12 protein-coding genes are annotated in these 14,219 nt (G+C 75.5%); 7 read left to right on the top strand and 5 right to left on the bottom strand.

Annotated elements, in window-relative coordinates; all coding sequences use genetic code 11:
• Window positions 1-29: 29 nt before the first annotated feature.
• The 3 genes from AC2TEW_RS27985 to AC2TEW_RS27975 all read right to left on the bottom strand — a co-directional run bounded on the left by AC2TEW_RS27985 (window position 30) and on the right by AC2TEW_RS27975 (window position 4,636).
• On the bottom strand, window positions 30-1,133 hold the full coding sequence (locus tag AC2TEW_RS27985; protein ID WP_484626137.1) for a glycosyltransferase: 1,104 nt from the start codon (window positions 1,131-1,133) through the stop codon (window positions 30-32).
• Entirely contained in the window at window positions 1,130-2,884 is a 1,755-nt protein-coding gene (locus AC2TEW_RS27980; protein ID WP_484626136.1) for a tyrosine-protein kinase family protein, read from the bottom strand. Before AC2TEW_RS27980 ends, AC2TEW_RS27985 begins: the two co-directional genes overlap by 4 nt.
• 621 nt (window positions 2,885-3,505) lie before the next feature.
• On the bottom strand, window positions 3,506-4,636 hold the full coding sequence (locus tag AC2TEW_RS27975; protein ID WP_484626135.1) for a glycosyltransferase family 4 protein: 1,131 nt from the start codon (window positions 4,634-4,636) through the stop codon (window positions 3,506-3,508).
• Window positions 4,637-4,954: 318 nt separating this feature from the next.
• Here AC2TEW_RS27975 and AC2TEW_RS27970 point away from each other — a divergent pair, with 318 nt between their 5' ends.
• From AC2TEW_RS27970 to AC2TEW_RS27945, 6 genes are all read left to right on the top strand, one after another.
• On the top strand, window positions 4,955-6,037 hold the full coding sequence (locus AC2TEW_RS27970) for a glycosyltransferase (protein ID WP_484626134.1): 1,083 nt from the start codon (window positions 4,955-4,957) through the stop codon (window positions 6,035-6,037).
• 172 nt (window positions 6,038-6,209) lie between these two features.
• On the top strand, window positions 6,210-7,055 hold the full coding sequence (locus AC2TEW_RS27965; protein ID WP_484626133.1) for a slipin family protein: 846 nt from the start codon (window positions 6,210-6,212) through the stop codon (window positions 7,053-7,055).
• Between the two features lie 96 nt (window positions 7,056-7,151).
• Window positions 7,152-7,790 (top strand): thiol:disulfide interchange protein DsbA/DsbL, encoded by a 639-nt coding sequence (locus tag AC2TEW_RS27960; RefSeq protein WP_484626132.1) that lies wholly within the window; start codon window positions 7,152-7,154, stop codon window positions 7,788-7,790.
• A gap of 267 nt (window positions 7,791-8,057) precedes the next feature.
• Entirely contained in the window at window positions 8,058-8,834 is a 777-nt protein-coding gene (locus tag AC2TEW_RS27955) for an ABC transporter permease (RefSeq protein ID WP_484626131.1), read from the top strand.
• Window positions 8,824-10,017, top strand: a complete 1,194-nt coding sequence (locus AC2TEW_RS27950; protein ID WP_484626130.1) for an ABC transporter ATP-binding protein — start codon at window positions 8,824-8,826, stop codon at window positions 10,015-10,017. The genes AC2TEW_RS27955 and AC2TEW_RS27950 overlap by 11 nt, the downstream gene beginning before the upstream one ends.
• 2 nt (window positions 10,018-10,019) lie before the next feature.
• A complete protein-coding gene (locus AC2TEW_RS27945) occupies window positions 10,020-11,219 on the top strand; it encodes a glycosyltransferase family 4 protein (protein WP_484626129.1) in 1,200 nt (399 codons plus the stop codon).
• A 160-nt stretch (window positions 11,220-11,379) separates the two neighbouring features.
• Here the strand turns inward: AC2TEW_RS27945 and AC2TEW_RS27940 are convergent, their stop codons facing one another.
• Both AC2TEW_RS27940 and AC2TEW_RS27935 read right to left on the bottom strand, forming a co-directional pair.
• Window positions 11,380-12,120, bottom strand: coding sequence for an SAM-dependent methyltransferase (locus AC2TEW_RS27940; protein WP_484626128.1), 741 nt, complete (start codon window positions 12,118-12,120; stop codon window positions 11,380-11,382).
• A gap of 65 nt (window positions 12,121-12,185) precedes the next feature.
• Window positions 12,186-13,367, bottom strand: coding sequence for a glycosyltransferase (locus AC2TEW_RS27935; protein ID WP_484626127.1), 1,182 nt, complete (start codon window positions 13,365-13,367; stop codon window positions 12,186-12,188).
• 56 nt (window positions 13,368-13,423) lie between these two features.
• On the opposite strand from AC2TEW_RS27935, the gene AC2TEW_RS27930 reads away from it, so the two are divergent.
• Window positions 13,424-14,203: a glutamate racemase gene (locus tag AC2TEW_RS27930; protein ID WP_484626126.1), complete on the top strand. Its 780-nt coding sequence runs from the start codon at window positions 13,424-13,426 to the stop codon at window positions 14,201-14,203.
• The last annotated feature ends 16 nt before the right edge of the window (window positions 14,204-14,219 follow it).

The raw sequence follows: 14,219 nt of genomic DNA, 5'->3' as shown, positions 1-14,219 counted from the left end.
GGTCGATCCCTTCCGGGTGGGCCGGGCGCTCAGCGCTCCAGCACCTGCGCGTACACCTGCTCGATGGCCTGCTGGGCCCCGGCCACGTCGAAGGACTTCGAGCGGTCCAGGGCGGCCGCCCCGATCCGCCGGCGCAGCCCCTCGTCGGCGGTCAGCCGGCCGAGCGCGGCGGCCAGCGCGGCCGGGTCGCCCGGCGGCACCAGGTAGCCCTGCTCGCCGTCGTCCAGCACCTCCGGCATGCCGCCCACCCGGGTGACCACCGAGGGGAGGCCGCTGGTCATCGCCTCCATCAGCGCTACCGGCAGCCCCTCCTGACGGGAGCTCAGGGTGAACACGTCCAAGCCTGCCAGCAGTGCGGGCACATCGGGGCGGGAACCGGCGAACACGACTCCTTCACCCGCCCTCCCCTTCAGCTCCGCCTCCAGCGGGCCCGCGCCGATCAGCACCAGCGCGGTCGACGGCTGCTCCGCGCGCAGCCGCGCGAACGCCGCCAGCAGGGTCGCCTGGTCCTTCTTGGGGGTCAGGTTGCCGACCGTGCCGACCACCACCGCATCGGCGGGCAGGCCGAGTTCGGCCCGCGCCGCGGCCCGGGCGGCCGGTCCGGCGGGCGCGCCCGCCAGGTCCGGGCCGTGGTGCACCACCGTCACCCAGTCCGGCCCCGGACGGCGCCGGGTGATGGTCGAGCCGACCGCGTGCGAGACCGCGATCACCGCGTCGTTGCGCCGGTAGGTCAGCGCGTTGGCCCACCGGGTGGGCGTCCGGTAGCGCTCCCAGACGTTGTGCTCGGTGTGCACCAGCCGGGGCCCGCGCGGCCCGAGCGCCAGCAGCCGGGCCGCCACCGCCGGGACCGGCATGTGCGAGTGCACCAGGGCGTACCGCCGCTCGGCCAGCAGCTGCCGCAGCCGCCAGGGCCACAGCGCGCCGGGGGCGTCGCCCAGGCAGTGGGTGCGCACCCCGGCCTGCTCCAGGGCGGGCACCAGCGCGTCCTTGTACGGCAGCACGTACGCGACCTCGATCTCGTAGCGCGCGGTGTCCGCGTGCCGGGCGCAGTTGACCAGCAACTGCTCGGCGCCGCCCCGGCCCAGGCCCTTGGCCAGCCAGAGCACCCGGGTCCGGCCCGGGGAGGCGCTCACAGGTCCTCGTTCAGGCGCAGCTGCATGGTGGTCTCCACCTGGGCCTCGGCCGCCCGGCGCTTGGCCCAGCTCGGGCCGGTCGGCGGGTCCGGGTCCTCGGCGGCCCGCTGCGCGCCGGCCGGCTGCGCGGGCGGCTGCGCGGCGGCGGGCGGCTGCGCGGCGGCCCGGCCCGGCGCCGTGGTGACCGAGCGGACCGCCTCCCTGGCCCGGCGGCCCGACGGGCCGTCGACGCCCAGCAGCGCCACCCCCGCCACCGGCACCCCGGTGCGCGACAGCAGCTCGCTGACCCGGTCGGCCTGCTCCGGCTTCACATTGCCCGCCATCACGGTGACCAGCACCGCGTCGGCGTGCTGCACCAGGTCGTAGGCGTCGTTGGCGTGCAGCAGCGGGGAGCTGTCGATCAGCACCACGTCCGCGTGCCGGCGGGCCCGGCGCAGCACCTCGCCGGCCCGCAGCACCAGCGCGGCCGGGTAGGCGTTGGTGTTGCCGCCGGTGATCAGCCGGACGCCCTCCACGTTGGTGCGGCGGATCAGGTCGTCCAGGTTGGGCAGCTGCTCACCGCTGAGCAGCTCCGCCATCCCGGGGCCGTCGCTGATGCCGAAGTGCACGTGCGCCTGCGGGCTGCGGAAGTCGCAGTCCAGCACCAGCACCTCGCGGCCGGTCTCGGCCAGCGCGGCGGCCAGGTTGGCCACCGTGGTGGTGCGGCCGTCACCGCTGCGCCCGGACATCACCAGGATCACCGGGGACGGGTCGGCCAGCCGCCGGGAGACCCGCTCGGCCTGCGAGATGCCGCCCTCGCCGAACTGCGCGGACAGCGAGGCCGGACCGGTCAGCAGCAGGGTCGAGCGCAGCGACCGGTACGCCTCGGCGCCCGGGTCGGACGGGCGGGCCACCACCAGCGGCTCGCGGGTGCGGCGCAGCCGCCGCGACAGCAGCGGGATCTCGCCGATCACCGGCAGGTTGAACGCCTCCTCGGTGCCGTTGCGCCCGCGCAGCCGGGTGTCCATCCGGCTGAGCATCAGCGCCGCCACCACGCCGAGCGCCAGGCCCAGCACCACGGCCAGGGTGAGCCGCAGGCCCCGGCTGGGGGAGCTGAGCAGGCTGCCGCCGGCCTCCTTGGCGTCGATCGAGCCCCACTGCTGGATGGCGTCGGTCTGCGCGGTCGAGCGCAGCTTGCCGATCCGGGTCAGCGTCTCGGTGATCTGGCTGTACGCGGAGTCGACCTGCGGCTTGAGCCGCGCCTGGTCGGCGGCGTTGGCCTTGGACGCGGCCTTGCTGAGCTCGTCGTACTGGGCCTGCTGGTCCTTGAGCTGGTCCTGGGCGCGCTTGATCTGCTCGTCGGCGCTCTTGACGGTCTCGGCGGTGTAGCCGTTGATGGTGGCGTCGGCCAGCGCGCCGGCCAGGTCGGTGCAGGACTGCTGGGTGGGGCCGGTGGTGGAGAAGACCAGCATCTGGGTGGAGGCCGCGGTGACGGTCCGCCGGCCGGTCACCGAGGCCACCGGGATGTTGAGCTTCTTGGCGGCGGCGCCGGCGACGTCCGAGCCCTGGGCGTAGGACAGCACCTGGTCCGCCTTGACCACGTCGCCGGAGCCGGCGACCGGCGTTATGGCCGCCTTGCACTGCCATTTGGCGGTGTCGACGGCGTCGCCCGCCGGGGTGAGCAGGAAGCCCACCAGCAGCGCGGCCGCGGTGCAGCCGGCCAGCAGCCGCCAGTAGCGTCGCAGGACGGTGAAGTGGTTAGCCGGTTCCACCGGTCGGATCCCCTCGCGTTCGTGGTGCAGGCGCCTGGCATGCGCGGTGGGCCCGCACCCGCCAGGCATCGGCGGCGCGCACTGGTGCGGGCCTGCCCGGCGGGGCCGGGCGAGGTGGTACGTGGGTCGGGCGGGGAGGTCGCGGGCCGGTGCTAGGCGGCGGTCCGCGCGGCGCGCGGGCCCCGCCGGACGCGGCCCGGAGGTCCCGGAAACGGCGTGAGCCGCGTCGATCCGTCCGGTGACGGATCCCGCGGCAGTGGTTCCGGAATCGGCTGTGGTGTCATCAGCCCCCCTGACGGCATCGCTCCTCCCGGGCGCGATCCGCCCGGAGCGCGCCCGGCACCGCCCCCCGACAGTCCCCAGGCCCCCGCAAGTGATGTTTGCCGTCCCGGACCTGCGGCGCAAGCACTTTCACGAATCTCACGCAGGCCGTTACGTCGCCCTTGGGGCGGGACCGGCGGTTGCGAACGCTTTGTCCGCCTTTGCCGCCACCGGACTTGAGGTTCCGTCAGCCCGATTTGTCCGTACTCGGTCAGCTCGGCGGCCTGGTCGGCCCGGTCGGCAGGCTCACCCCGGTCGGAAGGATCAGCCCGGTCGGCTGGCTCAGCCCGGTCGGAAGGATCAGCCCGGGCCGCGGCGCAGCGAGCGCTCGTAGAACTCCACCATCCGGCCCGACACGTGGTGCAGGGTGAAGCAGGTCAGGAAGCGCGCCCGGGCCGCCTTCACCCGTACCGCGGCGGCCGCCGCGTCCTCCAGGGCGTCGATCAGGGCGGCCGCCAGCTCGGCGGGACGCTCCGGCGGCACCAGGGTGGCGTAGTCCTCCGAGCCGACCGTCTCGCGCAGTGCCGGCACGTCCGAACAGACCAGCGGCACCCCGACGCCCATCGCCTCCATCGCCGCGCTGCCCAGCCCCTCCCAGCGCGACGGCACCGCGAACACGTCCGCCGCCGCCATCAGGTCGAAGACGTCGCCGCGGGCGCCCAGGAACCGCACCTGGCCGGACTCCTGCGCCAGCCGTCTCAGCCGCGGCGTCTCCGCCCCCTCGCTGCCGGCCAGCAGCAGCACCGCCTCCGGGGTGTGCCGGCGCACCGCGGGCCACGCCTCCAACAGCACGTCCAGGCCCTTCTGGTACTGCTGGCGGGCGGCCGCGAGCACCACCGGAACGTCCTCCGACAGCTCCAGCGCGGCCCGCACCGCGGCCCGCCGCTCGGCGGTCACCGACCCCAGCAGCTCCGGGTCCCGGCCGCGCGGCACCACGTCGATCCGCTCCCGCGAGACCCGCAGCCGGCCGGCCATCGCCTGCGCCACGTGCTCGGTCAGCGCGTGGAAGCGCCGGGTGCCCTGCGCCGTCACCGCGTCCACCGCCTGGGCCGCCCGCACCTTCCACGGGTTCAGCCCGCGGGCGTGCAGGTGCTCCGGCCCGTACGAGGAGTTGACCAGGCTGGACACCACCGGCGTACCCGCCGACAGCGCGGCCGCCCGCCCCAGCACGTCCGACTCGTACAGGGTGGTGTGCACCAGCTCCGGCCGCCGCTCGCGGACCAGCGCGCGCAGCCCGGCGACCCGCCCGGCCCGGCCCGGCCGGTGCACCCCGAACACCGTCGCGCCCGCGGCCGTCAGCTCCGGCTGGAACCCGCCCGGGGACTCCTTCAGGTACGCCACGTCCAGCCGGACACCGGCCCGGACCAGCTGCGGGGCCATCGCCACCAGGCCCTGCTCGGCACCGCCGACCCGGCTGACACTGTCGATCACATAGAGCACATGCACAGCCGCAACCCCCCGGGGAAACCCCATGAACGCCGCCGACCTCCCTGTCGGCCCCGCCCTGACTGCGGCTCAGCATTCCAGGCCGGAAGGGGTGTCCGCCAGGGAATCGGCGAGGTCGCGCTCCGGATCGCCCCCGATGCCCCGCCCGCGCCCCGGCCGTCCGCCCCCCGGCTCCCCGCCCGCGGCTCCCCGCCCCGGCCGCCGCACCCCGCGCCCGCCGCCCGCACCGCCCGCTCGGGCCGCGCCGCCCGCTTGGGCCGAACCGGCTGCGCGCCCGGCCGCCGCTGTGCCAGGGTCATCCCCATGTCAGCCGCTGTGCCGGCGCCGCCGCGCGTCCTCCACCTGATCACCGACCCCCGGCGGCGAGGCGCCCAGAACCTCGCCCGCGACCTGCACGCCGAACTGCTCCGCCGGGGCCGGCCGTCCGCCCTGGCCGCCCTCCAGCCGCACCCGGACGCCGCCGCCGACCCGGACACCCCGGTGCTCGGCCCGTCCCGCCACCACCCCGCCACGCTGCGGGCGCTGCGGGCCGCCGCCGCCCGCGCCGACGTGGTGGTCGCGCACGGCTCCAGCACCCTCCAGGCCTGCGCGCTCGGCCTGCTCGGCACCCGGACCCCGTTCGTCTACGTCAACATCGGCGACCCGCGGCACTGGACCGCGAGCCTGTCCCGCCGCCTGCGGGTCGGGCTGTTCCTGCACCGGGCCGCCGCCGTGGCCGCCATCTCCGACGACGCCCGCGCGGTGCTGCTGGAACGCTTCCGGCTGCCCGCCGGAAGGGTCCGCACCATCCCCAACGGCCGCCCGGCCGACCGCCACACCCCCGCCGACGAAGCCGGGCGCCGGGCCGCCCGGGCCGAACTCGGCCTGCCCGCCCACGGGTTGCTGGTCGCCTGGCTGGGCGCACTGGCCACCGAGAAGCGGCCCGACCTGGCGCTGGCCGCGCTCGCCCTGCTCCCCGACGTCCACCTCGCGGTGGCCGGGGACGGCCCGCTGCGGGCGGCCGCCGAGGCCGCCGACACCACCGGCCGGGCGACCTTCCTGGGCCGGCTCGCCGACCCGGCGCCGCTCTACCGGGCCGCCGACGCCGTCCTGCTGAGCAGCGACAGCGAGGGCGTGCCCGGGGTCCTGATCGAGGCCGCGCTGGCCGGCCTGCCCGCCGTCACCACCGACGTCGGCTTCGTCCGCGACGTCGTCCGGGACGGCGTCACCGGCGCCGTCGCCCCGCCCGGCGACCCGGCCGCGCTGGCCGAGGCGCTCGGCAAGGTGCTGGCCGGCGACCGGGCCGCACTCGGCGCCGCCGCCCGCCGCCACGCCCTCGCCCGCTTCGACCTCGCCCGGGTCACCGACAGCTGGCAGGACCTGCTCGCCGGGGTGGCCGGGCGGTAGCCCCGGTCGACGACCCGGTGCGCTCCGTCCGGCCCGGGTCCGGGGGCTCCGTCCGGTCCGTTCGGCGAGGTCCGGTCCGGAGGCTGTCGGTGCGTCGGCCGTGCGCGCATACTGTGCCGCACGGCCACGGGGGCGGGTGCTCCCGGCCGACGACGGGGAGAGGGTGACGTACGTGGGGTATCTCGCGCTGGTGGTGGTGCTGGGGGCGCTCTGGCTGGCCACCGGTGTCCGGGTGGTGCAGCAGTACGAGCGGGGCGTGGTGTTCCGGCTGGGCCGGGTGCACGGGCAGGTGCGGGGGCCGGGGCCGGCGGTGCTGGTGCCGGTGCTGGACCGGATGCGCAAGGTGAACGTCCAGGTCATCACGATGCCGGTGCCGGCCCAGGAGGGCATCACCCGGGACAACGTCTCGGTCCGGGTGGACGCGGTGGTCTACTTCCGGGTGGTCGACCCGGTGCGGGCCACCGTCGACGTGCAGAACTACGCCTTCGCGATGTCCCAGGTGGCGCAGACCTCGCTGCGCTCGATCATCGGCAAGAGCGAGCTCGACGACCTGCTGTCCGGCCGGGAGAACCTGCACCGCGGGCTGGAGCTGATGCTGGAGAGCCCGGCGCTCGGCTGGGGCGTGCACATCGACCGGGTGGAGATCAAGGACGTCGCGCTGCCCGACTCGATGAAGCGCTCGATGGCCCGTCAGGCCGAGGCCGACCGGGAGCGCCGGGCCCGGATCATCACCGCCGACGGCGAGTTCCAGGCGGCGGCCAAGCTGTCCGAGGCCGCCTCGATGATGGAGGGCACCCCGGCCGCGATGCAGCTGCGGCTGCTGCAGACGGTGGTGGAGGTGGCGGCGGAGAAGAACTCGACGCTGGTGCTGCCGTTCCCGGTGGAGCTGCTGCGGTTCTTCGACAGCACGGCCGCGCGCGCGGCGGCGGCCGTCGTGGAGACGCCCGCCGGGGACGCGCCCGCCCGGCCGCAGGTGCCCCAGGTGCCCCAGGTTCCGCCGCAGGCCGACCCGGTCTGACCATCCCACCGGTCCGGGCGGCCGGACTGCTCCGATCGGGCGATCCGTTCGTGTTCGGGGCGACCCGGCCGCCGTCCGGCTGGCAGGCTGCCGGGCGTGAAGACGCTGCTCCGCTCCGCCGTCCTGGCGGCCGTGTCCGCCGGGCTGCTGGCCGCGCCCGCCGCCGCCGCGCCCGACGCCCCGCACGAGGGCGCCCACCTCGCCCGGCCCGGCCTCCCGCAGCCGCTGCGGGCGGCGGCGCCGCACGAGGCGGTGGAGTTCTTCTGGTACGACTGCTCGCACTCGGCGGCACTCGAGGAGCCGCTGGCCCGCTGGGCGGCCCGGCACACCGGCGAGGTGGTGCTGCGCCGGGTGCCGGCGATCTGGACCGGCGGGCCGGACGAGCGGGTGCAGACCGCGCACGCCCGGCTGTTCTACACGCTGGAGCGGCTCGGTGCGGTCGACCGGCTGCAGGCGCGGGTGTTCCGTGCCGTCCGCACCGAGGACGCCGACCTGACCACCGAGGACACCGCCGCCGAGTGGGCCGCCGAACAGGGCCTGGACGAACGGGACTTCCGCGCCGCGTACCGTTCGTCCGAGGTCGACCGCGCGGTCGCGGCGGTGCCCGCGCTGTTCGCCCGGTACGCGGTGGACGAACTGCCCACGGTGGTGGTGGACGGGAAGTCCAGGACGGCGCCGAGCCGGGCCGGCGGGGTGGCCGGGATGCCCGCGGAACTGGACCGGCTGATCGCGTAACCGTGGCGGTTCCGGCCGTCTGACCAGGATCATCATCTTCACCGAACCACCCACCGCCGTGCACACTCTGTGCCATTGTGGACATCGGGGCCGCGCCGTCCGTTTTGCGCGGCCCGTTCACATCGGCACCGGAGAGGGCGGGAGTCCGTGGGGGGACAACGCGCGCAGGTCGTTGACGAGCGCGACAGCCAGACCGAGACGAGAGCGGGTCTTGCGGCCGGTCCGCCTCCTGACCTGGTCTTCAAACGCCGGCTGAGGCCCCTCCAGGTGGCCCAGGAGCTATGGGGCGCACGGGAGTTGGTGCGCGCACTGGCCGAGCGCGACCTGCGGGCCCGGTACAAGCAGGCGGTGCTGGGCTTCGCCTGGGCGGTGCTCACCCCGCTGGCGCTGTGTGCGATCTTCACCCTGGTCTTCCACCGGGCCGTGAAGATCGAGACGGGGGACGTGCCGTACCCGCTCTTCGCCTATGTCGGCCTGATCGTCTGGCAGTTCTTCAGCAACACGATGAACCAGGGCGCCGTCAGCCTGGCCAACAACCTGAGCCTGCTCAACAAGGTCTACTGCCCGCGCGAGGTCTTCCCGCTGGCGACCATGCTGGTGGCCAGCGTCGACATGCTGATCGGCATCGGCGTGCTCGGCATCCTCTTCCTGGTGACCTGGACGGCGCCGGCCGCGACCTTCCTGTGGGTGCTGCCGCTGGTCGTGGTCCAGCTGGCCTTCACCTACGGCGTCGCCCTGGTGCTGGCGGTCGCGGTGGTCTACCTGCGCGACGTCCGCCACCTGCTGCCGATCATCACCCAGATGGGCGTGTTCGCCACCCCGGTCGCCTACCCGCTGGACCGGATCCCGCTGCAGCTGCAGGAGATCTACTGCGGCATCAACCCGCTCGGCGCGGTGATCGAGGGGTACCGCCGGGCGCTGCTCTACGGCCAGGCCCCGGACCTGCGGCTGACCCTGATCGCCGCCGCGAGCGCCGCGGTCTACCTGGTCGGCGGCTACCTGGTGTTCAAGAAGCTCGAGACGGGGATCGCCGATGTCGCGTGAGTGGGAGCTGGGCACCATCCGCACCGAGCAGGTGTGGAAGCGCTTCAAGGCCGACCAGCAGCGGATGCTGCTGCGCGACCGGGTCGAGCAGCTGGCCCGCAAGCTGCGCGGCGGCCGCGGCGAGGACTGGCGCTGGGCGCTGCGCGACATCAACCTGCACATCGAGCCCGGCGAGTCGGTCGGCCTGATCGGCTCCAACGGCTCGGGCAAGTCGACCCTGCTGAAGATGCTGACCAGGGTGATGTACCCGTACGCCGGCGTGATCGACGTCCGCGGCCGGATCGGCGCGCTGATCGAGATCCGGGCCGGCATCCACCCCGACCTGACCGGCCGGGAGAACATCTACCTGTTCGGCGCGCTGCTCGGCCTCAAGCGCCGGGAGGTGGCCGGCCGGTTCGACGACATCGTGGAGTTCGCCCGGCTCGGCGGCGCGATCGACCGGCAGGTGAAGTTCTACTCCTCCGGCATGCAGATGCGCCTCGGCTTCGCGGTCGCCGCCTACCTCGAGCCGCACGTCCTGCTGGTCGACGAGGTGCTGGCGGTCGGCGACGCGGTCTTCCAGCAGCGCTGCCTGGACCGGATGCGCGAGGTCGCCGAGCAGGGCACCACCATCGTGTTCGTCTCGCACGACCTGCCCGCCGTCCAGTCGATCTGCCGCCGCGGCATCTGGCTCGAGCAGGGCACCGTCCGGGTGGACGCCGGGATCAAGGACGCGCTGGCCGGGTACCGGGACTCCATCGAGGCCCAGTCCGAGGCGTCCACCCGGACCGACGAGCCGCTCCAACTGCTCAAGCACGCGATCCGCGGCGACGGCCGGGAGAACCTCACCACCGACGAGCAGATGACGGTGGAGCTCACCCTGGCCGGCGACTACCGCGGCGACGCCACCCTGCACCTGGGCGTCAGCGAGGGCACCTCCAGCCCGATCTTCCAGATCAGCCACGAGGTCCGGCTGAACGGCGAGGAGCGCCAGATCGCCTGTGTGATCCCGCGGCTGCCGGTGCCGCGCGGCCGGTACACCCTGTGGGCCGGCGTCTACAGCATCGGCAAGACCGACGGCGGCACGCTGATGAGCTGGCACTCGGTCGGCCAGTTCGACGTCTTCGGGCCGATGCTCGACACCCCGCCGCGCGCCGTGGTGCTGGCCGCGCCGGTGTTCGTCCCGCACCAGTGGGAGGAATGAGGGTGAGAGCGGTCCGGGTGTTGGTGCACCTGAACAACCTGGCGCTGGGCGGGGCCCAGCTCAACGCGGTGGACATCGCCCGGACTCTGCGCGGCCGCGGCCATGACCCGGTGCTCTTCGCCCAAGGGGTGGAAGGCCCCGCACCGCTGGTCGAGGTGGCGGCGGCGCACGGCCTGGAGGTCGTGGTGGCCGGCGACCCGGACACCCCGCACCGCGAGGTGCGCCGCCGGCTCGACCGGCTGGCCGCCGAGCACGGCACCGAACTGCTGCACGCCTGGGAGGTCCGGGCCGCCCGCAACGCCTTCTTCGGCCCGGGCCGGCTCGGCCGGATCCCGGTGGTCACCACCTTCTACGGGATCCGGATGCTGCGCGGCCTGCCCCGGCACCAGCCGCTGGTGCTCGGGCTCGGCGCACTGATGGGCGACGGCCGGGCCTTCGGGCACCGGGACGTACGGCTGATCGAGCCGCCGGTGAACACCGGGACCGACGCCCCGGGCGTGGTGGACGGCGCCGCGTTCCGCCGCGAGCACGGCATCCGGGACGACGAACTGCTGCTGTGCATCGTCACCCGGCTGGTCCCCGACCTGGAGAAGGACGCCGGTGCCGAACTGACCGTCGAGGCGGTCCGGCTGCTGGACGATCCGCGGATCCGGCTGGCGGTCGTCGGCACCGGCCCGAGCCTGGACAAGCTCCGGGCCCGGGCCGCCGAGGTCAACCGGGACCTCGGCCGCCAGGCCGTCCTGGTCCCCGGCCAGCTGGCCGACCCCCGGCCCGCGTACCAGGCGGCCGACCTGGTCCTCGGCATGGGCGGCTCCGCCCTGCGCGGCCTGGCCTTCGCGAAGCCGGTGGTGGTGCACGGCGCGGCCGGCTACACCGCCGTCCACGAACCCGGCCCGCTGGTGGAGCCGCACGCCTCCCGCTGCATGTACGGCTTCGGCGACGGCTCCCGCTCGCCGAAGGCGCTGGCCGAGCAGATCCAGCAGCTGCTCGCCGACCCCGAACGCCGCGCCCGGCTGGGCGGTTGGGGCCGGGAGTGGGTGGTCGGCCGGTTCTCGCTGGAGAGCGTCACCACCGCCTTCGAACAGCTCTACCAGGAGGTCCTCGCCACCCCGTCGGGCCGCGCCCGCTGGTGGCGGGACCTCGAACAGATGGCCCGCTACGAGTTCACCAAGCCCACGGCGCTACGCCTGTTCGGGCGCTGACGCACCGGCCGAGGCACCGGGCCGTGGGGGAGCCGGGCTCCCGCCGCGGCCCGGTCCGCTGCGGTCCGGTTCCGTCCGCAGACCGACGTTCTCACGTCCCTGATCGTCCGGGGCCGGAACGACCCGATCTTCCCGGAGCCCGGCGCCCGCCCCTGACCGCTCAGGGCGCGGCGCGGCGCAGCACCAGCGTGACGAACCCGAACACCCCGCGGTAGCCGCCCAGCCACTCCTCGCGGTGCCCGGCGGCCACCCGCAGGGCCTCGGCGCTGCCGGGGTCCTCCGGGTGGTCCAGCGCCCATGCGGCGAGCGAGCCGGTCCAGCAGAACTCGTACTCGTCCAGCTCCGCCGCGCTGCTGGTGTGCCCGTACACCGGGATCCAGCCGTCCGCCGTCACCCGGGCGACGGTCCCGGCCAGGTCGTGGAAGCCGTCGCCGAAGATCTCCAGCGAGGCGGGGTCCGGCTCCCGCTGCCAGTAGCCCTCGCCGACCACGGCCACCCCGCCCGGGGCGAGCAGCGGCCGGGCGGCCGCCAGGGTCTGCGTCAGCCCGCCGAAGGCGTGCGTGGAGCCGATGCAGAACACCGCGTCGAACGGCTCCTTCGCCTCGAACTCCCGGGCGTCCTGGTGGTGCAGGCCGAGCCGCCGGACCACACCGAGCTGTTCGGCGGCCTGCCGGGCCGCGGTCAGACCGTCGGCGTCGAGGTCCACGCCCACGGCCCGCAGGCCCGGGCGGGCGGACAGCGCACGCAGCAGCCAGGCACCCTGCCCGCAGCCGAGGTCCAGCAGCCGGCCGTCCCCGGCCGGCAGCGACCGCTCCAGCAGACGGGCCACCGACCCGTCGGACAGCGGGGCGGCGACCGGGTGGTGCCGGTGGGCGATGCGGGAGATCTGTTGACGGTCCATCGGCCAAGTCTGACCCCTGCCGCCCGCCGCCGCCCGCCGTTTTCGCCTCCCGCCGGGGTCCGGCCTCAGCCCTCCTGCGGCCGCGAGTACGTCCGGCCCTTCCACGCGGCCCCGCGCCCGCGCCAGTGCTGGACCGCGGAGTCCACCGTCATCAGCAGGTACAGCGCCGCGGTGAACGGCAGCAGCACCGCACCCGCCACCGGCAGCCGGTAGTACCGCAGCATCGGCACGAAGGTCCCCGCCATCAGCGCCCAGGCCGCCGCGCCCGCCGCCGCCACCGCCGGGCGCCCGCCCAGCAGCCCGGCCACCGTCGCGGCCGGCGGCACCAGGTAGACCAGCGCCAGGCCCAGCACCGTGCCGAGCAGCAGCAGCGGCGAGTGCCGCAGCTGCGCGTACGCGCTGCGCGAGACCATCCGCCACAGCTGCCCCAGCCGTGGGTACGGCCGCACACTGTCCACCCGCTCCGCCAGCCCCAGCCAGATCCGCCCGCCGGTCCGCTTCACCGCCCGCGCCATCGAAACGTCGTCGATCACCGCGCCGCGGATCGCCGCCACCCCGCCCGCCCGCTCCAGCGCCGCCCGCCGCACCAGCGAACAGCCGCCCGCCGCGGCCGCCGTCCGCGCCCCGGGCCGGTTGCTCCACCGGAACGGGTACAGCTGGGCGAAGAAGTACACGAAGGCCGGCACGATCAGCCGCTCCCAGCCGGTCACCACCCGCAGCCGCGCCATCTGCGACACCAGGTCCCGCCCGTCCGCCTCCGCCGCCGCCACCAGCTCCGCCAGCGAACCCGGCCCGTGCGCGATGTCCGCATCGGTGAGCAGCAGGTACTCCACCGGACCGGCCAGCTCCACCCCGTGCCGCAGCGCCCACAGCTTGCCGGTCCAGCCGTCCGGCAGCGGGGGAGGGACGGTCACCGTCAGCGGCAGACCGCCGGCCGCGCCCAGCTCCCGGGCGAGCGCGCCGGTGCCGTCCGCACTGTGGTCGTCCACCACGATCACCCGCGCCTCGCCCGGATACCGCTGCGCCAGCAGACCCGGCAGGGAGAGCGGCAGCACCTCTGCCTCGTCCCGGGCGGGGACCACCACCGCCACCGACGGCCACCGCGGCGGCCCGGGCCGCCCGGGCAGCTCGGGACCGTCGAGCCGCCGCGGCAGGCGCTGGTCGGTCCGCCAGAACAGACCGTGGCAGCAGGTCAGCCAGACCCACGCCAGCAGGGACACCACCGGGACCCACAGCAGCACCGTCATCCCGGCAGTCTGCCGCAGCTCGGGCCGCCCGGCCCGGTCAAGTAGAGTCGTGCCTCGTGAAGATCGCACTGGTGGACTCCGGAATCGGACTGCTCCCGGCCGCGGCGGCCCTGCGCCGGCTGCGCCCCGACGCCGACCTGGTGCTCTCCAACGACCCCGACGGCATGCCCTGGGGCCCCCGCACCCCCGAGGACATCGCCGAACACGCGCTCGCCTGCGCCCGGGCCGCCGCCGAGCACCGCCCCGACGCCCTGGTTGTCGCCTGCAACACCGCCTCCGTGCACGGCCTCGCCCTGCTGCGGGCCGAGCTCGAGCCGGGACTCCCGGTGATCGGGACCGTCCCCGCGATCAAGCCGGCCGCCGCCGGCGGCGGCCGGGTCGCCATCTGGGCCACCCCCGCCACCACCGGCAGCCCCTACCAGCGCGGCCTGATCGCCGAGTTCGCGGCCGGCGCCGACGTCACCGAGGTGGCCTGCCCCGGGCTCGCCGACGCCGTCGAACGCGGCGACGACACCGCCATCGCCGCCGCCGTCGCCGACGCGGCCGCCCGCACCCCCGCCGGCACCTCGGCCATCGTGCTCGGCTGCACCCACTACGAGCTGGTCGGCGAGACCATCCGCGCCGCCGTCGCCCCCACCGCGGCCGACGGCCTCACCCTGTACGGCTCCGCCGACGCCGTGGCCGCCCAGGCCCTGCGGCGGATCGGCGAGCACACCGCCGTCCCGGGCGGCGGCCGGCTCACCGTCCTGCGCAGCGGCCGCACCGAGGCGCTGCCGCCCGCGGCCGCCCACTACCCCGAGGGCCGGCTGCTGACGGCCACCGCCGCTTCCGCCTGACGGCCCGTCGGCCTAC

It is taken from the genome of Kitasatospora sp. NEAU-CNBT7 (assembly GCF_057220535.1).
This window is presented reverse-complemented; position numbering and strand designations above follow the sequence as displayed.